The sequence below is a fragment of the Solibacillus sp. genome (assembly GCF_040273735.1).
In the GTDB taxonomy this organism is placed as follows: Bacteria; Bacillota; Bacilli; order Bacillales_A; family Planococcaceae; genus Solibacillus.
In genome coordinates, this window is sequence record NZ_JBELZM010000008.1 from 144,207 (window position 1) to 164,815 (window position 20,609).

The 20,609-nt window shown below is 38.2% G+C and carries 22 protein-coding genes, 1 pseudogene and 1 riboswitch; of the genes and pseudogenes, 15 read left to right on the plus strand and 8 right to left on the minus strand.

Annotation, left to right across the window (positions count from 1 at the left end; all coding sequences use genetic code 11):
• The first annotated feature begins 63 nt into the window (after nucleotides 1-63).
• The 3 genes from ABS917_RS10130 to ABS917_RS10140 are packed head-to-tail and all read left to right on the plus strand — an operon-like array spanning nucleotide 64 to nucleotide 4,282.
• A complete protein-coding gene (locus ABS917_RS10130) occupies nucleotides 64-1,227 on the plus strand; it encodes an exonuclease SbcCD subunit D (RefSeq protein ID WP_350478858.1) in 1,164 nt (387 codons plus the stop codon).
• 2 nt (nucleotides 1,228-1,229) lie between these two features.
• Nucleotides 1,230-2,180, plus strand: a complete 951-nt coding sequence (locus ABS917_RS10135; protein ID WP_350478859.1) for an AAA family ATPase — start codon at nucleotides 1,230-1,232, stop codon at nucleotides 2,178-2,180.
• Nucleotides 2,181-2,200: 20 nt separating this feature from the next.
• Nucleotides 2,201-4,282, plus strand: coding sequence for an SbcC/MukB-like Walker B domain-containing protein (locus ABS917_RS10140; protein ID WP_350478860.1), 2,082 nt, complete (start codon nucleotides 2,201-2,203; stop codon nucleotides 4,280-4,282).
• Between the two features lie 48 nt (nucleotides 4,283-4,330).
• On the opposite strand, the gene ABS917_RS10145 is transcribed toward ABS917_RS10140, so the two are convergent.
• Both ABS917_RS10145 and ABS917_RS10150 read right to left on the minus strand, forming a co-directional pair.
• Nucleotides 4,331-4,462 carry a hypothetical protein gene (locus ABS917_RS10145; RefSeq protein WP_350478861.1) on the minus strand — a complete coding sequence of 44 codons (132 nt, stop codon included), beginning with the start codon at nucleotides 4,460-4,462 and terminating at the stop codon, nucleotides 4,331-4,333.
• 67 nt (nucleotides 4,463-4,529) lie between these two features.
• Complete coding sequence (locus ABS917_RS10150; protein WP_350478862.1) at nucleotides 4,530-4,862, minus strand: magnetosome magnetite crystal formation protein family; 333 nt, start codon at nucleotides 4,860-4,862, stop codon at nucleotides 4,530-4,532.
• Between the two features lie 115 nt (nucleotides 4,863-4,977).
• Nucleotides 4,978-5,086: riboswitch (TPP riboswitch) on the plus strand.
• A 214-nt stretch (nucleotides 5,087-5,300) separates the two neighbouring features.
• On the opposite strand from ABS917_RS10150, the gene thiT reads away from it, so the two are divergent.
• The 4 genes from thiT to ABS917_RS10170 all read left to right on the plus strand — a co-directional run bounded on the left by thiT (nucleotide 5,301) and on the right by ABS917_RS10170 (nucleotide 8,459).
• Nucleotides 5,301-5,867: an energy-coupled thiamine transporter ThiT gene (gene thiT, locus ABS917_RS10155; protein ID WP_350478863.1), complete on the plus strand. Its 567-nt coding sequence runs from the start codon at nucleotides 5,301-5,303 to the stop codon at nucleotides 5,865-5,867.
• A 190-nt stretch (nucleotides 5,868-6,057) separates the two neighbouring features.
• Nucleotides 6,058-6,810 (plus strand): type I methionyl aminopeptidase, encoded by a 753-nt coding sequence (map, locus tag ABS917_RS10160; protein ID WP_079523651.1) that lies wholly within the window; start codon nucleotides 6,058-6,060, stop codon nucleotides 6,808-6,810.
• Between the two features lie 172 nt (nucleotides 6,811-6,982).
• Nucleotides 6,983-7,825: a polyphosphate kinase 2 family protein gene (locus tag ABS917_RS10165; protein ID WP_350478864.1), complete on the plus strand. Its 843-nt coding sequence runs from the start codon at nucleotides 6,983-6,985 to the stop codon at nucleotides 7,823-7,825.
• Nucleotides 7,826-7,898: 73 nt separating this feature from the next.
• Nucleotides 7,899-8,459 (plus strand): GNAT family N-acetyltransferase, encoded by a 561-nt coding sequence (locus tag ABS917_RS10170; protein WP_350478865.1) that lies wholly within the window; start codon nucleotides 7,899-7,901, stop codon nucleotides 8,457-8,459.
• A 50-nt stretch (nucleotides 8,460-8,509) separates the two neighbouring features.
• On the opposite strand, the gene ABS917_RS10175 is transcribed toward ABS917_RS10170, so the two are convergent.
• The 3 genes from ABS917_RS10175 to ABS917_RS10185 form a co-directional block, all read right to left on the minus strand.
• Nucleotides 8,510-9,079 carry a beta-class carbonic anhydrase gene (locus tag ABS917_RS10175; protein ID WP_350478866.1) on the minus strand — a complete coding sequence of 190 codons (570 nt, stop codon included), beginning with the start codon at nucleotides 9,077-9,079 and terminating at the stop codon, nucleotides 8,510-8,512.
• A gap of 170 nt (nucleotides 9,080-9,249) precedes the next feature.
• Nucleotides 9,250-9,450, minus strand: a complete 201-nt coding sequence (locus tag ABS917_RS10180) for a hypothetical protein (RefSeq protein ID WP_340716446.1) — start codon at nucleotides 9,448-9,450, stop codon at nucleotides 9,250-9,252.
• Nucleotides 9,451-9,614: 164 nt separating this feature from the next.
• Entirely contained in the window at nucleotides 9,615-10,850 is a 1,236-nt protein-coding gene (locus ABS917_RS10185) for an aminopeptidase (protein WP_350478867.1), read from the minus strand.
• Between the two features lie 191 nt (nucleotides 10,851-11,041).
• Between ABS917_RS10185 and motA the strand changes: the two genes are divergently transcribed.
• From motA to ABS917_RS10205, 4 genes are all read left to right on the plus strand, one after another.
• Nucleotides 11,042-11,842 (plus strand): flagellar motor stator protein MotA, encoded by an 801-nt coding sequence (motA, locus tag ABS917_RS10190; RefSeq protein WP_079523645.1) that lies wholly within the window; start codon nucleotides 11,042-11,044, stop codon nucleotides 11,840-11,842.
• A complete protein-coding gene (gene motB / locus ABS917_RS10195) occupies nucleotides 11,826-12,578 on the plus strand; it encodes a flagellar motor protein MotB (protein ID WP_350478868.1) in 753 nt (250 codons plus the stop codon). Before motA ends, motB begins: the two co-directional genes overlap by 17 nt.
• Nucleotides 12,579-12,755: 177 nt before the next feature.
• Nucleotides 12,756-13,844, plus strand: coding sequence for a carbohydrate kinase (locus ABS917_RS10200; protein ID WP_350478869.1), 1,089 nt, complete (start codon nucleotides 12,756-12,758; stop codon nucleotides 13,842-13,844).
• Nucleotides 13,844-14,752 (plus strand): pseudouridine-5'-phosphate glycosidase, encoded by a 909-nt coding sequence (locus ABS917_RS10205; protein ID WP_350478870.1) that lies wholly within the window; start codon nucleotides 13,844-13,846, stop codon nucleotides 14,750-14,752. Before ABS917_RS10200 ends, ABS917_RS10205 begins: the two co-directional genes overlap by 1 nt.
• A gap of 86 nt (nucleotides 14,753-14,838) precedes the next feature.
• Here the strand turns inward: ABS917_RS10205 and ABS917_RS10210 are convergent, their stop codons facing one another.
• Nucleotides 14,839-15,060: a DUF1128 domain-containing protein gene (locus ABS917_RS10210; protein ID WP_079523640.1), complete on the minus strand. Its 222-nt coding sequence runs from the start codon at nucleotides 15,058-15,060 to the stop codon at nucleotides 14,839-14,841.
• Between the two features lie 184 nt (nucleotides 15,061-15,244).
• Here ABS917_RS10210 and ABS917_RS10215 point away from each other — a divergent pair, with 184 nt between their 5' ends.
• Nucleotides 15,245-15,574: a YtxH domain-containing protein gene (locus ABS917_RS10215; RefSeq protein WP_350478871.1), complete on the plus strand. Its 330-nt coding sequence runs from the start codon at nucleotides 15,245-15,247 to the stop codon at nucleotides 15,572-15,574.
• Nucleotides 15,575-15,629: 55 nt separating this feature from the next.
• Nucleotides 15,630-16,565, plus strand: coding sequence for a YihY/virulence factor BrkB family protein (locus tag ABS917_RS10220; RefSeq protein ID WP_350478872.1), 936 nt, complete (start codon nucleotides 15,630-15,632; stop codon nucleotides 16,563-16,565).
• A gap of 60 nt (nucleotides 16,566-16,625) precedes the next feature.
• On the opposite strand, the gene ABS917_RS10225 is transcribed toward ABS917_RS10220, so the two are convergent.
• The gene (locus ABS917_RS10225; protein WP_350478873.1) at nucleotides 16,626-17,714 is read right to left on the minus strand and encodes a CdaR family transcriptional regulator; all 1,089 of its coding nucleotides are present in this window, start codon (nucleotides 17,712-17,714) and stop codon (nucleotides 16,626-16,628) included.
• Nucleotides 17,715-17,831: 117 nt separating this feature from the next.
• Between ABS917_RS10225 and ABS917_RS10230 the strand changes: the two genes are divergently transcribed.
• Both ABS917_RS10230 and ABS917_RS10235 read left to right on the plus strand, forming a co-directional pair.
• Nucleotides 17,832-18,950 carry a glycerate kinase gene (locus tag ABS917_RS10230; RefSeq protein ID WP_350478874.1) on the plus strand — a complete coding sequence of 373 codons (1,119 nt, stop codon included), beginning with the start codon at nucleotides 17,832-17,834 and terminating at the stop codon, nucleotides 18,948-18,950.
• Nucleotides 18,951-18,965: 15 nt separating this feature from the next.
• Complete coding sequence (locus tag ABS917_RS10235) at nucleotides 18,966-20,312, plus strand: GntP family permease (protein ID WP_350478875.1); 1,347 nt, start codon at nucleotides 18,966-18,968, stop codon at nucleotides 20,310-20,312.
• 54 nt (nucleotides 20,313-20,366) lie between these two features.
• Here the strand turns inward: ABS917_RS10235 and ABS917_RS10240 are convergent.
• A pseudogene (locus ABS917_RS10240) lies at nucleotides 20,367-20,609 on the minus strand (heavy metal translocating P-type ATPase); the annotation flags it as partial.

The window sequence follows — 20,609 nt, forward strand, 5'->3', positions numbered from 1 at the left end:
ACGATGTGGTTTTTTTATTTTCCCTCATGTACACTTATAGTTATAAGATAGGAGGCGGTATTCATGAAAATTTTTCACACAGCAGATTGGCATTTAGGAAAAATAGTACAAGGTGTATCGATGACGAAAGATCAGCAATTTGTGCTTGAACAGTTTATCGAAGAAATTAGAAAAGAAAAGCCGGATGTCATTATTATAGCCGGAGATTTGTATGATCGGTCAGTACCACCGACAGATGCGATTCAACTATTAAATAAAACATTGAAAGAAATTTTAGTCGATGAAAAAACACCGATTTTGGCAATCGCTGGAAATCATGATAGCGCTACACGTTTAAATTTTGGCAGTGAATTTATGAAGGCCAGCGGGTTACATATCGTCGGTCATTTAGAACAGAATATCGATCCAGTTATTATGCATGATGAATATGGGGAAGTTCTTTTTTATTTAGTTCCTTTTGCAGAGCCGTCAATTGTACGGGCATTATTTGACGATCAATCCATTACATCGCATGAAGCGGCGATGGCGAAAATCATTGAACAGATTAAGCAAAAAATGGATTATACGAAACGCAATATTATAATCGCTCATGCCTTCATTACAAAAGACGGGATGCCGGAGCCGAATACAAGTGACTCTGAACGTAAATTGACAATTGGTGGTACGGAATGTATCAGCTCATCATTATTCGAACCGTTCTGTTATACAGCGTTAGGACATTTACATCAGGCCCACTTTGTTGCAAACGATAAAATTCAATATTCCGGATCACCACTTAAGTATTCAGAATCTGAAGTGACACATAATAAGGGTTTTTTGATTGTTGATTTAAATGAAGACGGATCAGTGGCGATTGAAAAAAGAATGCTTACACCAGTGCGGGACATGCGTGTCGTGACGGGAATGCTTGAGGATATATTGCAGCATAAAGTAAACGACGATTATGTATTTGTTAAATTACAGGATGAACATTATGTAAAAGGTGCTGCCGAACTTGTCCGCACTGTTTATCCGAATGCTTTGCATATTGAAAGAACGGTTGTGTATGAACAGCTTGAACAGCATGCGACAACAATGAACCGTGTTCAAATGGATGATTCGGAGCTGTTTGAACTATTTTACATGGAAATGACAGGCAAGCCTTTAAGTGACGAAATTAAAGAGATTTATACAGATGTTTTAGAGCAGCTAATCGAAAATGAACGTGAAAAACAGGAGGTGCTGTAACGATGAAGCCAATTAAATTATCGATGACAGCATTTGGACCGTATCATCAAAAGGAAATCATTGATTTTACAAAACTTCATGAACATGGAATTTTTGTCGTTTCCGGTGCAACTGGCGCGGGGAAAACGACTATTTTCGATGCGATTACGTTTGCCCTTTATGATTCGGGTAGTGGAGAGGATCGGGAAAAGTCGCTGTTTTTGCGAAGTGATTTTGCGGATGAAACGGTAGATACGGAAGTCGAGCTTGAATTTGAAGTACGCGGTCGCCTTTACCGTATTTGGAGAAAATTTGGTCATGATGGTGCAAGTGCGAAGCGCGAATTTTTCGAAATTACCGATGGGGTCATTGTACCTGCTGTAGAAAAATTTCAAGTAAAGCTTATTCAATCAAAAGTTGAAGAACTGATAGGTCTGACACAGTCCCAATTTAATCAAATCGTCATGCTGCCGCAAGGGGAATTTCAAAAGCTCCTCACATCGGAATCAAAGCATAAAGAAGAGATTTTCCGGAAAATTTTCAAAACGGAACGCTTCACGAAAATGGTGGAACTGCTGAAAGAAAAAAAGAATATTGCTGAAAAATATTATGAACATGCTAAGATGCAACAGGACAATACAATTCATGAAATCCGGTCCCGGCTCCCGCATAGAGAATCGGAATTGTTTTCATCGCTGAACAATGATGTCATTAATCTGTATCAAGTAAAGAGTGCCTTGCTGACAGAACAGCAATATTATGAAGATCAATGTACTGCATTAAAAGGGGAATATGATGCTTCAAAAAAGGAATTGCAAAAGTTAGTTAAAACATTAAATGAACAAAGACTGTTAAATGAGCGAATTGATAAGTTTTTATTGCGGAAAGCGCGGCTCGAAGAATTACTGCAGCAAAAGATAAAATACAAGCAGAACAGCAGAAACTTGTACTTGCCAAAAAGGCTAATCAAATAGAACCTTTAGAACGTGAATATGTGAAGGTAAACCGGCAGCTTGAACAATCGGAAGTCTCCTTACAAAAAGCGATGACTGACTATGAACGTGCACAGGCACAACTTCAGCAGGCGACAAATCATTATCAGGAGCAAAAGCAGCAAGAACCATTGTTGGATAATTATACGAAATCGATTTCGCAGCTGGAACAGCTTGTCCCGATCTACCAATCAATTAATAAACAGCGTGAAAATGTGTCAAAGCTTGCAGAAAACCAAAAAAACGCCAAGCAATTATTTGATAAGCTGCAAAGCGAAGCATTTTCTTTAAAAGAAAAATATCAACAGCAGCAAGCCATCATAAATGAACTGGAACATGCGACCAGTACATACCATGAAACTTATGAAGCGCATGCTGCATTAACGCGGAAAATTGAAATGGCAAAAGAAGTGGCTGCAATGCAGAAGAATGTCGAAACTTTAGTGAAACAGCTTGCTGATAAGAAACAAGTTGCTGATGAAGCACAACAGAAACTGCAAAATATGGATCAGCAAATACGCAGCAACCAGGCAGCCTTTCTTGCAGCATCATTGCAGCACGGGGAAGCCTGTCCTGTATGTGGAAGCGCAGAGCACCCAGCCATTCATAACAGCGAAGCGGTTGTCATTGATGACAATGCATTGGCGTTACTGCGTCATGAAGGCGATCGGGCGATGCAAAGCTTCTATCAGGTCAATTCGAAATTAGATGTGGAAAAGGCAACGTTGGAACAGAAAAGAAGTGCGCTTCAGTTACTTGACGCTGAGCTTTCGCAACTACATGAGTATGAACAGCAATTGACCATACTAACTGCGCAGTTGACAAAGCAAAAACAGCAGCAGGCACAGCTTATCACTGAAAAGAAAACGATGGCACAGCTTTTAGAAAATAAAGAAGTGCTGCAAGGGCGCATTGAAAAAGGGCAGCAATATGTAATCGACATTGATAAACAATATGCACAGGAAAAAGGGAAGCTTGAACAAAGTGAGCAGTCATTATTGCCACAGTTTTCTAAATTGGATGAAGTAACACAAGAATTGGCAATCCAGCAGCAAAAACATCGCCATTTAAAAGTTGCGATCCAAAATGCACTTGAAGCTATGCAAAAAATTCAACTAGATGAAAAATCCTGTGAAGTGAACCATCTCCATGCGAAAAATCTTGTAACAGAAAAACAGCAGGAATCTCTTTTAGCACAAAAAGCATTTGAGTCAGCATTGCAGCAGGAAGGTTTCGACTTGGAAACGTACAAGTCTGCGTTACTGCCTTTAAATGTACAGCAGCAAATTCAGGATGCAGTTGAAGCGTACAAGCAAAGTATTCATACTTTATCTGTTCAAATTGCTGAGGAGGAACCTTTGCTCGAAGGAAAAGAACGAGCGGATTTAACGGCATGTGAGCAACAGATTCATAAGCTGAATGAGCAGATCGAGGCACAGTACTCGAAAATGACATTGATCCAGTCCTATGTGGAGCAATGTGAGGAGACGCGCGATAAACTTGACCAATCTGCACAGCAGATAGAAGGCTATAAAGCGAAACTGATGCAAGTCGAACATGTTTATAATTTAATTCGCGGTCAAAATGATGCGAAAATTTCATTTGAGCGGTTTGTGCAAATCGGCTATTTGGAAAAAGTGACACATGCGGCAAATGAACGTTTGCGTGTCTTATCAAATGGCCAATACTTCCTGAAATCCACAGGAAGGAAAGAAGGAAATGCCCAAAGCGGACTCAGCATCGATGTATATGACAGCCATACAGGGCAAACCCGGGATGTAAAAACACTGTCCGGTGGTGAAAAATTCAATGCCTCACTTTCATTAGCATTAGGAATGGCCGATGTTATTCAAAGTGTGCAGGGAAGTGTGCATATCGATACAATGTTTATCGATGAAGGTTTCGGTACATTGGATGAGGAGGCATTAAGAAGGGCAATCGATATATTGATTGATCTTCAGCAAACAGGCCGCTTAATCGGCGTCATATCACATGTGGCCGAACTAAAAGCAGCAATGCCAGCTATTTTGCAAGTGCAAAAGCTAAAAGAAGGCTACAGTAAAACAGAGATTATTATTAAATAGAAAAAAACACATTTCCCTCCAGTTAAAGCGGGAAATGTGTTTTTTGCATTAACGTTTTGGAGTTCGTCGTGTAGTTGCTGCTTGGGGAGTAGATTTTTTGTTGTCCATCATTTTCTTAATGATCGGGTACACGATTGGTCCATATTTAATAGCTGTTTTAATGAGTTTATTTAATTTCATTAGTATACACTCCTTAACGAATACGTTTCGTATAAAAATATACCCAAAGATGGAGCTTTCATAAACATTAACGTAAAACTTTAATGGCTTGAGCTAAATTCCATATTGCCAGGATGAACGTGATAACTACTAAAAGAATAAATCCGATAAAATGCGAACTGATAAAAAAGTCCTGAATGTTCAAGGTCAAAGTATCATTCCAGGAAAGAACGGAAGTGAAAAAGTAAATAATGTACAGAATCCCTAACAGTATCGGTATGAATTGGGAAATAAAAGCTTTTTTAGAATGGCCTTTAACAGCATCATCTTTCGTAACGATAAATATAATTAACGGTAAAATAAACGGTGCAAAATAAAAGCTCAAATAGCTCAGTGCACTTAAACCTTTCGATTGATCCATTATTTATCACTCCTTCGTATCTATTATATGTAATTCTAGTACATTTCAAAATAATAGCTGTTGAAAGTTGTAAAAATATTCGTTACAATGAGCATGTTCAAACAATAAAAATTAGATGTACCACAAGGGGTGCCGAGAAAGTCGGCTGAGATTGTGCACGGGATTGCACTGACTCTTTGAACCTGTAAGTTAGCACTTGCGTAGGGATGTGGATAGAAACCGACTGTTCAAACGATAGTCAGGCTTTTGTCCTGACTGTCGTTTTTTACTTTTTCCTACTGAAAAAGTAAAAGCCTCCGGCGGATGTCATGGATTCGGATATGAGTTCTTTACGCGAGCGTAAAGCCGAATCCCGACGCAATTACGCTAAAGCGTAATTGATTTCTATTCTATCCCTCTTCACTTTTGTTACATCGGATAAAAGAAAGGGGCATTGTTATGGACAGAAAGAAATTATTGATGATGGTGGAGATAGCGATATTTGCTGCCATCGGACTTGTATTGGATCAAGTATCTTTTAAAATGTGGGCACAAGGCGGATCGATCAGCTTTGTTATGGTACCGATCATGTTAATGGCCATTCGTTGGGGATTAACGGCAGGACTTGCAACAGGCTTGCTGATCGGCGTAATGCAAATGATGTTCGGTGCTTACATTGTGCACTGGCTTCAGGCAATTTTAGATTACGGTCTTGCCTTTACAGTAGTAGGATTAGCGGCAATTGTAAGAAAGCCATTATTAGAGGCTACACAATCACTCAATAAAGTAAAAATGGCACTTTATATTGTCCTTGGAGCACTTATAGGCGGTGCTTTAAGATTTGTTTCGCACTTGCTCGCAGGTGTCGTGTTCTTTAAAGAATATGCAGGCGATGATAATGTATGGGCCTATTCAATTATTTACAACAGTACTTATATGGTTCCTGCTACAATACTTACGGCGATTATTGCCGTTATTTTATTCACATCTGCACCTCGTTTACTGCAAAAAGTAAAAACAACATAACGAATAGGAAACTCAATGCTTGCGGTGAGGGATACTTTTCCCCCTGCAAGCTTTTTCTTATTTCAATAGTAGATTTTCATATTAAATTGGTCATAAATCAGGATAATTTTAAAAACCTTGAACAATTACAACCGATTTTAAGTATGCTATAGTTAAGGGTAGACATTGTTTAAGAGGAAGGAAGTTACACATGATTGTTACTACTCAAGAAGAAATACAAGCGTTTAAAAAAATTGGGCGCATTTGTGCTGAAATTCGTGAGGCGATGAAAGCTGCGACAGTACCTGGCGTGACAACGAAAGAATTAGATGAAATTGCTGGCCGTATGTTTGCGGAAGCAGGCGCGGTTTCTGGTCCTAAAGGCGAATACGATTTTCCGGGATATACTTGCATTTCAGTAAATCACGAAGTTGCACATGGTATTCCAGGGAACAAGGTTATTCAGGAAGGCGATATCGTAAACATTGATGTTTCTGGTTCTTTAAACGGGTATTTTGCAGATACAGGTATTTCTTTTGTCGTTGGTGAAGGTTATGAAGATAAAGAAAAACTTTGCACTGTAGCAAAATCAGCATTTGAACGTGCAATGACAAAGGTTAAAGCAGGTTCGAAATTAAATCAGATCGGTAAAGCGGTAGAGCGTGAAGCACGTGATCACGGTTTGACAGTAATTATGAACTTAACAGGTCATGGCTTAGGTAAATCATTACACGAAGAGCCAAACCATGTATTGAACTATTACGATGCTTGGGATACAACAATCATGAAAGAAGGCATGGTGTTGGCAGTAGAACCGTTCATTTCTGCAAAGGCCGAGCATATCGTAGAATCAGGTGACGGCTGGACATTCATTACACCGGACAAATCATTAGTTGCCCAAATCGAACATTCGATTATCGTCACAAAAGATAAACCGATCATTTTAACAACATTGGAAGACTAAGTTATAAACGTGGGAGCATACATAAGTGCACCCGCGTTTTTTTGTTCTATCAAAACTAGGTCCCAACATAAAATAATCAAATGATTCAAATAAATGACTGCAACAATTACCAATTCCATACACTTTCAAGTAAAATATACATAAATAAATAGAGTAGGGGAGGCAGCACTATTTGAAAAAGCTAAAAGATGTGGATTTATCACAAGAACTGGAAAAGGAAACCTATAAAAAGCAATTGAAAGCTTTACAATACGAAATGCTAAATGCCCAGCAATTTTTATTCAACAATAAAATTGGACTTATTATTGCATTTGAAGGAATGGATGCAGCAGGCAAAGGGGGAGCGATCAAGCGCTTAACAGAACGTATCGATCCGCGCGGGTTAATGGTATGGCCGATCTCTGCCCCGCAGCCCCATGAAATGCGGTATCATTATATGCAACGTTTCTGGAGAAAGTTGCCCCAGCATGGCCAGATTGCAATTTTCGACCGTTCCTGGTATGGACGGGTACTTGTGGAGCGCATAGAAGGGTTTGCTGAAGAAGCAGAGTGGAAACGCGCTTATGAAGAAATTAATAGCTTTGAGCAACAATTGACGGATGAAGATTATATAATGATTAAATTTTGGATTCATATCGATTCGGGTGAACAGCTTAAACGTTTTAATGAAAGAGCAGCCGATCCATATAAATCATGGAAATTGACAGCTGAGGATTGGCGGAACCGTGATAAATTTAATTTATATTGTGAGGCAGCCGATGAAATGTTCGAAAAAACCGATTCGGAAAACGCCCCTTGGCACTTAATAGCAGGGAACGACAAAAACTATGCACGTGTTCAAGTACTAAAAGAAACAGTTGCCCATATAGAAAAAGAAGTTACAAAACGGGGCATGAAGCTTACGAACATTTTCGAAAAGGGTAATGAAACAGCTGCAGATAAAGAAAAAAAGGAATTTGTAGATATAAAGCCAAAGCCTGTAAAATCAAAAAAGAAAAAGTTAAAAAAGCGGTAGGCAAGCTTTGAAATGGAATGAAGGTGGTTCAATGAAAAGCTTATTCAAGCTATTTCACAAGAAGGAGGGTCCAATGGTTCGACTTATTGGGCAACAGTGTTCGCTTCGCACATTTACCCCGTCCGATGCGAAAGGGTTGGCAAAATTATTAAAAGACAACAAAATGTATTGGTCCGAATTTGAACCCTTACATCGCGATGAATTTTATACAGAACAAGTACAGTATAATAAGATTATGGAAAGCATACATTTGCTGCAAACAAACCGGGAATTTTCTTTCGGAATTTTTTACAATGCAACAGGTAAGTTAATTGGGCATATTTCACTCTATTCAATTAAACGTCTACCTTATTCAAGCGGTTTTATCGGGTATTCGATGGATGAAAATTTCACAGGTAAAGGAATTGTGACCGAAGCGGTACGTATAGTCATGGAATTCGCTTTTATTACATTAAATCTTCACCGAATAGAGGCATATGTCGCACCAGAAAATTCAGCTTCCATCCGTGTATTGGAAAAGTCGGGTTTTACAAGAGAAGGGTTATTGCGAGAGCTTTTGTATATAAACGGAAAATGGGTCGATCATTATATGTACGCCATTTTACAGCGGGAATATAAAGGGACGACAATATAAAAAAGCGACAGTGCTCATTATGAAGAGCACTGTCGTTTATCATTTATTATTTATTTTTGATCAACTGTGCCGTCCGTTACCAAATCCAGCTTTCCTGTTGCAGGGTCGATAATAAGACCATGTACAGGAACACCTTTTGGCATTAGCGGATGTGTTCTAACTAAATCAACACTCTTTAATACGCTTGTTTCAACATCCCCAAAACCGCATAACCATTCTTTTAAATCAAATCGAGCGTAATTGATTACATCAATCGTTTCCTGTTTAATCCCTCGTTCAAGCATATGACCGATCATTACGTTCGGATCAACTGCACTCATCCCGCAGTCGTAGTGGCCGATAATATATACTTCGTCAGCCTTTAATTCATAAACCGCTACAAGTAAACTACGCATAATCCCGCCGAACGGGTGATTTACGATTGCCCCTGCACTTTTTACAACTTTGACATCCCCATTGCGCAAATTCATTGCTTTAGGTAGTAATTCAACTAAACGAGTATCCATACAAGTTAAAACAACGATTTTTTTATCTGGATATTTTGTTGTAGCATACTGCTCATATTGTTTTTCATCTACGAATTTACCGTTAAACTCTAAAATTGTTTGTAATGCAGACATTAGTTCTTCAAACCCCTTTCGATTCCTTTATATTTTAAAATATTTTTTAGATAATTCAAACAAATGCGCATTAATAAAGTTAAATTTCTACTAAATAGAGAGAAGTATAACAAAAATCCGCTACTCACAAAAAACAACCACTCAATAGAGAGAGTGGTTGTAAAAAAAATTTAATGATGATGGTGGCCATCCAATGATTTTTCGTTTGGCGCAAATGTGTTTGCCTTTGAATCTACTATAACAGAGTCGTGTGATTGTAAACCAATACGTAAGTACATGATAAACATAAATAAGAATACAAGAAGTATTACCGTAAATCCTAACACTACCGTATAGTAGTCGGACAAGAACGGATAATGGTGATCAAACATTATAAAAACTCCTCTCTATTTTAGTAATAACAATCATTAACCAATTATAACCTAATAAATTGGAACATTGTAGGGTAATTTAGTTAGTTAATGTAGAAAAAATTGTAAATATGGCGACATCTTGAAATTGTATTTATTGCCAAAAGGCGGATTATATAATTCTATTAAAATGCCCAGTTCCCATTACGGAAAACTGGCTCAGCTTGTCCATCTGTTGTAATTCCGTCAATATTCATCTGTTCAGAGCCGATCATGAAGTCGACATGTGTAATACTTTCATTTAAACCGTTAGCTTTTAACTCATCACGTGTCATTGACTTTCCGCCTTCGATACAAAATGCATAGGCGCTGCCGATTGCCAAATGGTTTGATGCATTTTCATCGAATAATGTATTGTAAAATAAAATATTCGATTGTGAAATTGGAGAATGGAATGGAACAAGTGCTACTTCTCCTAAATAATGTGAGCCCTCATCTGTAGCAACAAGATTTTTTAACACTGCTTCACCTTGCTCTGCTTCTACTTTAACGATGCGCCCGTTTTCAAATGTAAGTTTGAAGTTGTCGATAATATTACCGCCATAGCTTAATGGTTTTGTACTAGATACATACCCGTTTACACCATCTTTATGCGGTACTGTAAAAACTTCTTCAGTCGGCATATTTGCCATGAACTCTTCGCCTTTTTCGTTGACACTGCCTGCTCCGCACCATAAATGCCCTTTAGGAAGCTCGATCGTCAAGTCCGTCCCAGGAGCTGTATAATGCAATTTCGCATAGTTTTTATTATTTAAGTAATCAACTTTTTCATGCAAATTGTCATTATGCTGTGCCCAAGCTTCTACCGGGTTGTCCAGATCCGCACGTGTCGCTTTAAAGATGGCATCCCATAATGCATCTACTTGCTTTTCTTCAGGTGAATCCGGGAATACTTTGCGAGCCCATTGTTTAGATGGAGCGGCAATAACAGTCCAGCTGATTTTATCTGACTGAACATATTGACGGTATTTGTTTAGTGCAGTGCCTGAAGCCTTCTGGAATGCTGCAATTCGTTTTGAATCAATCCCTGAAAGTAAATCAGGGCTCTGAGATACGATGCTCATAAATGCCGCACCTTCCTCAGCAAGCCATTCGCGCTCCTGTACTTTCCAAGGCGGGAAGAAATCGAAAGAATCTTCAGGTGCCAACTCATATCGAGTACGTGTAATTTGATCATCTGTATAATCTACAAATACTTGCTTTGCTCCAATTTCATAAGCGATTTTTGTCACTGCTTGTACAAACGGTGCCGATTCAATAGAAGCTGCAATATACAAATATTGATTCGGCTGAATGTTGACACCGATTTTTACTGCTAGTTCTGCGTATTTCGTTAAATTTGCTTCGAACATAGTATTCATTGATTCATTCCTCCAATAATTATCATAAAAATTAGTTAATTCCCGACACATTAATAGTCATATTCCAGCTTAGAAAAGAACAATAATGTGTCAAAAATAAAAAAATCTTCTTATAACTAGTGTAAAGGAAGTTAATAAAAATTTAAATATACCGAAATAAGAAAAGACATCGTAATTTGGAGGTACTACATATGGATATATCATCAGTTGTTGGGGTTATCATCGCCTTTATCGCCCTGTTAGTAGGGATGTTTTTAAAAGGCGTTACACCGGAAGTGTTAATAAACCCTGCTGCGATTTTAATTATTATTTTTGGTACGATTGCTGCAGTTACAATCGCTTTCCCGATGAAGGAATTAAAAAGAATTCCAAAGCTTTTTAAAATCTTATTTTCAGAAACAAAACTCGCAAGTGATATCGACTTGATCAAAATGTTTTCGCAATGGGCTGATTTAGCTCGTCGTGAAGGACTATTGGCATTAGAAAGCAAGGCAGCTGAAATTGAAGATCCGTTTTTAAAAAATGGTTTAACATTAGCGATTGATGGTCAAAACGCAGACTATATTCGCGATGTATTAACAGAGGAAGTTGAAGCGCTGGAAGACCGCCATGCAAGTGGTGCAGGCATTTTCTCGCAAGCAGGTACATATGCACCGACACTTGGGGTATTAGGTGCTGTAGTAGGTCTTATTGCTGCATTAAAAGATATGTCCGATATTGATAAATTAGGACACGCCATTTCAGCGGCCTTTGTTGCAACGTTATTGGGGATTTTTACAGGTTACGTTTTATGGCATCCCTTTGCCAACAAGCTAAAACGTAAATCTGCTGTAGAAGTTAAGCAAAAGCTAATGATGATTGAAGGAATTTTATCCGTACTTGAAGGTGAAGCACCCCGTGTGATCGAGCAGAAGCTGGCTTCATATTTAACGATGGAAGAACGTAAGCAAATTACCGAAAGCGGGGCGGGTGGCCTTGGCAAAGAAGCGTAAAAGACATAAAAAGCATGAGGAGCATATTGACGAGTCCTGGTTAGTTCCTTATGCAGATATATTAACTCTATTATTGGCATTATTTATTGTACTTTTTGCATCGAGCTCAGTGGATGAGAAGAAATTAGAGCAAATGTCTGCAGTATTCAGTAATATTTTTACCGGTGGCACAGGTGTAATGGACAACTCATCTGTCATACAACCACCTGATAATTCAACAACAGGATTATCAAAATATATGGAGGATCAGGAGCGCCTCCATGAAACGCAAAACCGTGTGGACGAGTTTATTGCAATTAATGAGCTGGAAGACCAGTTTGAAACGAAAATGACAGAAGAAGGATTATTAATAACAATCCGGGACAGTATTTTATTCGATATGGGGCGAGCGGATGTTAAAGCGGAATATGCAACAATTGCTGACGAGCTTGCTAAATTATTAATGTTTGATCCACCGCGTAATATTGTCATTACAGGTCATACAGATAATGTACCGATTAAGACACCTGAATTTGATTCTAACTGGGATCTGTCAGTAATGCGTGCAGTAAATTTCATGAAGGAAATCGTCTCGGGCAATGAAGGGCTTGATTCCAAATACTTCAGTGTAAAAGGCTTTGGAGAATTCCAGCCGATTGCTACGAATGATACTGAGGAAGGCAGAGCTAAAAACCGCCGTGTTGAAGTGCTCGTACAGCCACGTATAGCAGAAAATGGCGATGTAATTGTGGAATAGTAAAAAAGCTGTTTGGAAAGGGAAACCTTCTGAACAGCTTTTTTTATTAAATATCATAGCTCATAAAAGAAGAAGTTACTTCCATACTACTCAGGATGAAAAAACTTAGTATTAATTTGACATTTTATAAACAAAAGTTTATAATAATAAACAAATGTTTGATTCGAGGTGATGAAGTTGAATGAAAAGGAAAAATTAATTTTTCGATTAATAAAAAGGAATCCCTACTTATCACAACAGGAAATGGCGGAACAACTTGGAATGTCCAGGCCGGCGCTGGCCAATATGATCTCGTCGCTTATAAAACGAGGGGAAATTTTAGGACGCGCGTATGTTTTGCCGGAAAAAAATCAAATCATTGCAATTGGTGGTGCCAATATCGATCGTAAATTCACTATTGAGCAAAATGTTCAATTAGGGACTTCCAATCCTGCTGCTGTTACAGAATCGGTAGGCGGTGTAGCCCGTAATATCGCAGAAAACTTAGGGCGATTAGGCAACCGTGTTTCCCTTATTTCTGTAATGGGTGAAGATCATGATAGCGCATTTATTGAACAAAATTGTAAGAGTATGATGAATGTGGATTTAGTAGAGAAATTAAGCGATTATAATACAGGTTCCTATACAGCAGTACTAGATAATATGGGCGAACTAGTAATATCGATGGCAAATATGGCGATTTATGATCAGTTGTTGCCGAGTGTTCTAAAAAAGCATGAAGCGATATTACAAAATGCCAGCTGTATTGTCATTGACTTAAACAGCCCGCTAGAAACAGTAGAATATATCAGGACATTCGCATTAGAGCGTAATATTGCATTGGCGGTTATCCCTGTTTCTTCACCTAAGATGAAGAACATGTCGCAGGATCTGCACGGTATCCGTTACTTTATTTGCAATCGTGATGAAGCAGAAAGTTATTTAAATATGAAGCTGGATACATTCAGTCATTATGAAAAGGCTGTAAACATGTTGCTGCAAAAAGGAGCGGAGCATGTTGTTCTAACTTTAGGCGAACACGGAGTAATGGTAGGCAAAGAAGGCAGTGTAGTACATTACAAGGCCATTGCAACTAGAAATATTGTAGATGTTACAGGTGCGGGTGACGCTTTTGTCAGTGCATTTTTACATGGTGTATTAAACGACGAAAAGCTTGATGAAGCAATCCAGCTCGGGTTGATAAATGCATCAAAAACATTGCAATCGGATAAAACTGTACGTGATGATTTAACAAAGGACAACTTACTTGAATGGAGGAATTTATAATGGAACAATATTTATCATATTCACAAGAGGTATTAGAAGCGAAAGAGAAAGGCTTACCAATCGTCGCGTTGGAATCAACAATTATTTCACACGGTATGCCATATCCACAAAATGTACAAACAGCGCGTGAAGTAGAACAAATTATTCGTGATGGCGGTGCAGTACCAGCAACAATCGCATTAATCGACGGAAAAATTAAAATCGGTTTATCTGATGAAGAATTAGAAATGTTCGGTAATGCTCAAGGTGTAGCTAAAACAAGCCGTCGTGATATCGGCTATTTACTTGCAACAAAGAAAATCGGTGCAACTACTGTAGCAGCAACTATGATCTGTGCTGAGCTTGCTGGTATTGAATTATTCGTAACAGGCGGTATTGGTGGAGTTCACCGTGGCGCTGAAACAACGATGGATATTTCTGCAGACTTGGAAGAGCTTGCAATGACAAATGTAGCTGTAGTATGTGCAGGTGCAAAATCAATTTTAGACATCGGCTTAACATTGGAATACCTTGAAACAAAAGGTGTACCGGTAATCGGTTACGGAACAGATAAATTACCTGCATTCTATGCACGTGAAAGTGAATTCGATGTAAATATCCGTGTTGATTCTGCAGAAGAAACAGCTGCAATTTTACGCGCTAAATGGGATTTAGGTTTACGTGGCGGTGCATTGATCGCAAACCCAATCCCAGTAGAAGATGCTATGGAATCAAGCGTTATCGACGGAATTATTGGAAACGCATTAAATGAAGCAAAAGAACAAGGTATCGCAGGCAAAAATGTAACGCCATTCTTATTAGGCAAAGTGAAAGAGCTGACAGAAGGTAAATCACTGGATGCAAATATTGCTCTTGTTAAACACAATGCCCGTGTAGGTGCTAAAATTGCTGTCGAATTAAATAAATAATTAATATTTCCTGGGGAATAGGAAATGAAAAAAAGAAGCTTGTCGAATTAATCGATGAGCTTCTTTTTCACATTACATACTTGATGTTATTTACGAAGGGCGCCTAGTTCTGCTACGATGGCATTCATTTCGCTTGGGCTAAATGAATCGCGTTTCATAACCATTTCATATAAATATTGTAGATCTTCGTATTTTTCTTCATCAAATGCAGTAGACTGCATAGCATCCACATTTACCATACGAAGTTTTTCTTTAATTTGCTCGATCATATAGATGACATTTTGCTGCGACGGGTTTGATAAGTCCATAATTTGTGTGCCCTACCTTTCAATGTTTACAAAAATATCATTTCATGCAACCATCATCTTGTCAACAGGTTAAAGTTTACTGAATACTTTTAATAATATCGAACATTCGTTAAAATACAAATAGATAAGTTTTATGAAAAATTATTAGGGGAATACGAAAGCATATATAGGAGGAGAAAAAATAATGAAAAGTAAACTATTACCTTTTATAGCAATTGGAGCAGTAACTGGTGCAGCAATTAGTATGTTGGATAAACAAACTCGAGAGCATACTGTAGAAACAGCAAAGAAAGCAAAAGATACAGTAGCATACTATGCTGAAAATCGGGATGAATTAGTGGCATTAGTAGAAACAAAAATGGAACAAGCGCAATCATTGTATGGGACAGTAAATAATGGTGTCCAATCAATTATGCAAAACCAAAATGACATTAAAGAATTACCTGCTACAATTCAAAGTATGGTTTCAGAAACGATTCAGGCTTTCTCGAAAAAGGACGATCAAATCGGGTAAGCGGGATGTCCATGATATCCACTGAATCAACATAACGTGAACAGGTGGTGGCAGCATGGAAGAAAAGGAAGAACTAAAAGAAAAGATTTCGCTTGTTAAATCATATGTTTCACCGGAGCGCAGCCAAATAAATATATTGACGACAAAAGGTTTCATCCAAGATTTAATTTATCGAATTAAAAATGTGGACATGTCAGGCATGGGGGCACAGTTGGCCTATTTTTTCCTGTTATCATTTTTCCCTATGCTTATTTTTATGGTAACGCTTTTACCGTATTTAAATTTGGAACAAGGGCAAATATTCGATTTTTTAAATGATGTTATGCCTGAAGAAGTATATGGACTGATCGAAACTACACTAACTGATGTTTTGAACAATCAAAACGGCGGTCTGCTTTCAATCGGTATCATTGGTACGCTCTGGTCTGCCTCAAGAGGTGTTGATGCACTGATGAAAGCATTAAACCGTGCCTATGAGGTAGAAGGTAGAGCAGGGTTTCTAAACCGTTTATGGTCACTTGTATTTACGATTGCATTAGTAGCTGTTATTTTAATAGCCCTGTTATTCCCGGTTTTTGGTCAGCAAATCGGTAATATTGTTTTCGGCTATTTAGGTGTAGAGGAGTCATTCGCAAGCATTTGGAACTTTGTGCGCTGGATTATGCCGCCAACACTTATTTTCATCGTAATCTCAATCATGTATTGGATTGTTCCAAATACAGATCCGCGATTAACGATGTTTAGTGTTATTCCAGGAGCTGTGTTTGCGACTTTGGGCTGGCTTGTTTTAACTTACGGATTCTCATTCTATATTAACAATTTCGGAAATTACAGTTCAACATACGGAAGTATTGGTGGGGTCATTATTTTAATGCTTTGGCTATATTTCACAGGAATGATTATTATATTGGGCGGACTGCTGAACGCGTCATTCCAAAAAAGGCAACTTGCCAAGGAAAGTAAAAAGGAAGCTAAATCACCTGTTTTTTAGGTGGAAATTAAATACGGAAAAATGCCATTTCTTTTTATCGAAATGGCATTTTTTTATAAGCTAGTTTAGTCCTTCACAATGCCATAGTGCGATTTGCAGTTTTAACGCATCATGAAATTCCGTAGGGTTTAATTCGGTTTGCTCTCTAATTTGTGAAAGCCGGTAAGCTAACGTATGTCGGTGTATTTGCAATTCATCGGCAGTCGCTGAAGTTGACTTGTTATTTTTAAAAAAGCATTGCAATGTAACTAGTAATTTATCATCTAGCCGGTTCAATGTTTTTATACTGTAGTGTTGGGCCGCTTCGGGATTAAATAACGTGAAAACTTCAACTTCCTTATGGTAAATTACTTTCGAGACGGTATGGTGATGCTTTAAAGCTAACTGTGCAGTTTTATAGGAATGCGGTAGTCGTTCGAGATTTTTGACATGTTCACCGACAGCAATTTTTATACTGAATTTGCTTTTTATATATGTATTAAAAGCTTCCACTAATTTAGTCAGTGTAGGCTGATCCATTTCTGTCGTTAAAATAAAATATTCATCCAACTGAAAATGTCCGAAAATGACGGGTTTGTTATAAAAGAAGTCCTCGATATATTGGATGAGTGTTCGGTGGGAACCAGTCTTTTGTTCGGCCTTCAATAATATGATGCAGTATGGGGATAGAAAAGGAATAGCCAGTTTATTTATCCGTTCTTTTATAACCCGATTTATAGATGTGCCACTAATTAGTTCCTCAAAAATATGTACACTCATTTTCCGCTGCCATTCACTTTTAGATTCAATTAGAGCCTGATGCACTAATACTTCTGCTGTTAACTGAACTAATGAAGAAATATTTAGCAGCTCCTCATCGACCACACCTGTAATTCCAATAATACAAACGATTTCCTCCTGAAACAGAATCGGCAAATTAATCCCATGCTTTGTTTGGGGAAATTCATGTATATTGTCATCTGATATTATGAGTGTTTTCTTCGTTTCAGCCACATACTTTGCACCTTCATGAAACTTTTCCACCCGCTCCTTATCTCCGGAAGCTAATATAATACCGTCAATGTTCATTACATTTACATTACGATTTAACCGTAACATTGTTTGTTCTATAATTTCGTTTGCCAGCCTTATTGTTAACAATTTATACACCTCGTACAAAAATAAAGTAATATTTATAAAAAAAGTTATACAACAAGTATAAAGTAAATTCAGAATTTTAACACTATAATCTTTGTAAGCGCTTTATTCACATGAGGGAGGAATCAAATGAAGATTATTATAAGTCCGGATTCCTTTAAAGGAACACTGACTTCCGGAGAGGTTACATCAGTTATAAAGAAAGCGATTAAAAAGGTGGACAATAACATTGAAACAATATGTTTACCGATTGCAGATGGCGGTGAAGGAACACTTGATGCATTAGTCAAAGCAACAAAAGGTAAGTATTTGACAGCATCTGTTCAAAATCCTTTAGGGAAACTGATTGAAGCTAAATATGGAGTGCTAGGTGACGGTAAAACTTGTGTAATAGAGATGGCCCAAGCTTCAGGGTTAACGCTTATCAATGAAAAAGAAAAAAACCCCCGTTTTGCGACAACATATGGAACGGGTCAATTAATACAACATGCATTGGATTCAGGCTATCGTCACTTTATTATCGGCATCGGGGGAAGCGCTACAAATGACGGTGGTCAAGGGATGCTTAGGGCGCTTGGAATGAAGTTCATTGCGAAAAATGGTAAGGAAATTTTAAATGATGTTTTCCAATTTAAGGAACTCAAGAAAATCGATTTGTCTAGTTTCGATTCACGAATTTCTGAGAGTACATTAATGGTTGCCTGTGATGTAGATAATCCGTTAATAGGTTCAAATGGGGCTACTTCTGTATTTGGTCCACAAAAAGGAGTAGATCCGAATGAGATTAATATATTTGATCAAAATTTAAAACATTATATTAATATAATCGAGTCGCAGCAAAACGTAACAGTTCGTCATTGTGCAGGAGCTGGTGCCGCTGGCGGAATTGGATCTGCGTTTATGGCATTTTTCCCGCATCAGTTTAAGCCTGGTGTAGATATTGTACTGGAAGCGGTGCAATTTTTAAATCATCTGAAGCATGCTGATTTCGTCATAACAGGCGAAGGGAAATCGGATGAACAAACACTTTCCGGAAAAGCTCCGATAGGTGTTGCAAAGCTGGCGAAAGAAAAAGGTGTGCCTACCATTTTACTTTCTGGAATGATTGAAAATTCTCATATGCTAAAAACCTATTTTCATCACGTTGAAAGCATTGTTGGTAAGGAAATTTCAGTGGAGCAATCATTAAATAATCCAAGCTATTATTTGGAGCAAAAGGTTATGGATTTAATAAAAAGATTAATATAAAGGAGTGGGGAAGAAATGTTGTTTCTAATTATTCTGATTGGTGTGTTGTTCATTGTCTTTGCAACGGCAAAACTAAAGCTGCATCCTTTTCTTGCATTATTAATTAGTTCATTCTTTGTTGGTATTGCAGCAGGTATGCCTTTATTAACAGTTGTAGAGAGTATTAACACAGGTTTTGGAGGACTGATGACGAGTATCGGTATCGTCATCGTAGCAGGTACGATTATTGGAATTATATTAGAAAAATCCGGCGCTGCATATCGTATGGCCGAAGTTGTATTGCGGGTAATCGGACCGAAACGACCGCAATTAGCAATGTCGATCATTGGCTACATTGTATCCATTCCGGTGTTTTGCGATTCAGGTTATATTATTTTAACAAGTTTAAAGAAAGCGCTGGCCAAACGTGCCGGCGTAACAATCGCTTCAATGGCAGTTGCTTTAGCTACTGGTTTATATGCGACACACGTACTTGTGCCGCCTACTCCTGGACCGATTGCGGCTGCAGGGAATATTGGTGCGGCAGATTATTTAGGCACGATCATTTTAATCGGATTAATCGTCGCTATTCCAGCAACAATCGTAGGCTATATTTGGGCGACGAAAGTGGCATCAAAAATTCGGGTTGAGGCAGATGATGAACCGGCATTAGATTACGATGAAATTATTAAGTCGTTTGGTAAAATGCCTTCTACGTTCAAATCATTCTTGCCGATAGTATTGCCAATTGTTTTGATCGGGGCAGGTTCGGTTGCTGCATTAGTAGGTGATCCGGAAGCGGGCGTTAATATGTTCTTCAGATTCCTTGGGTCGCCTACAGTTGCACTTATACTAGGGGTATTCGCTGCATTTTTACTATTGCCTGAACTGAGTGAAGAAACATTATCAAACTGGATAGGTGAAGCATTAAAAGAAGCGGCGCCAATTTTATTAATCACAGGTGCTGGTGGCGCATTTGGTACTGTTATTAAAAATACAGGTGTCGGTGATAAACTGCAGGAAATGGATTTAGGTGCATTGGCAACAGGCGCATTATTTTTATTAATACCGTTTTTAATTGCCGCTGCTTTAAAAACAGCACAAGGTTCGTCAACTGCAGCATTAGTTATTACATCTTCCTTAATCGCGCCGATGCTACCGACTTTAGGAATCGAAGGGGCAGTACCGCTAGCTCTAGTCGTTATGGCAATTGGTGCAGGTTCTATGACAGTGAGCCATGTAAACGATAGTTTCTTCTGGGTAATTACACAATACAGCGGAATGAAAGTAACGGATGCATATAAAGCGCAAACGATGGCAACATTGCTGATGGGTTTAACGACAATTATCTTCACAATGGCATTATGGTTTGTACTAGTTTAATAGAGAAAGCAAAAGGTGCATCCTGTTGTTGGGATGCACCTTTTTATTGGTGGACTAAACATTTTTACTCAGCATACGTAACCCATTTAAAATAACTAAAATTGTACTGCCTTCATGACCGATAACGCCTAAAGGTAGGCTGATTGCTTGGAAAAAGTTCGAAATGATCAGCAGTGCAATAACTGTTAATGAAAATATAATGTTTTGTTTCACAATACGCTGCATTTTTCGCGAAAGCTTAACCGCATGAGCAATTTTAGATAAGTCATTTTTCATCAAAATGACATCCGCAGTTTC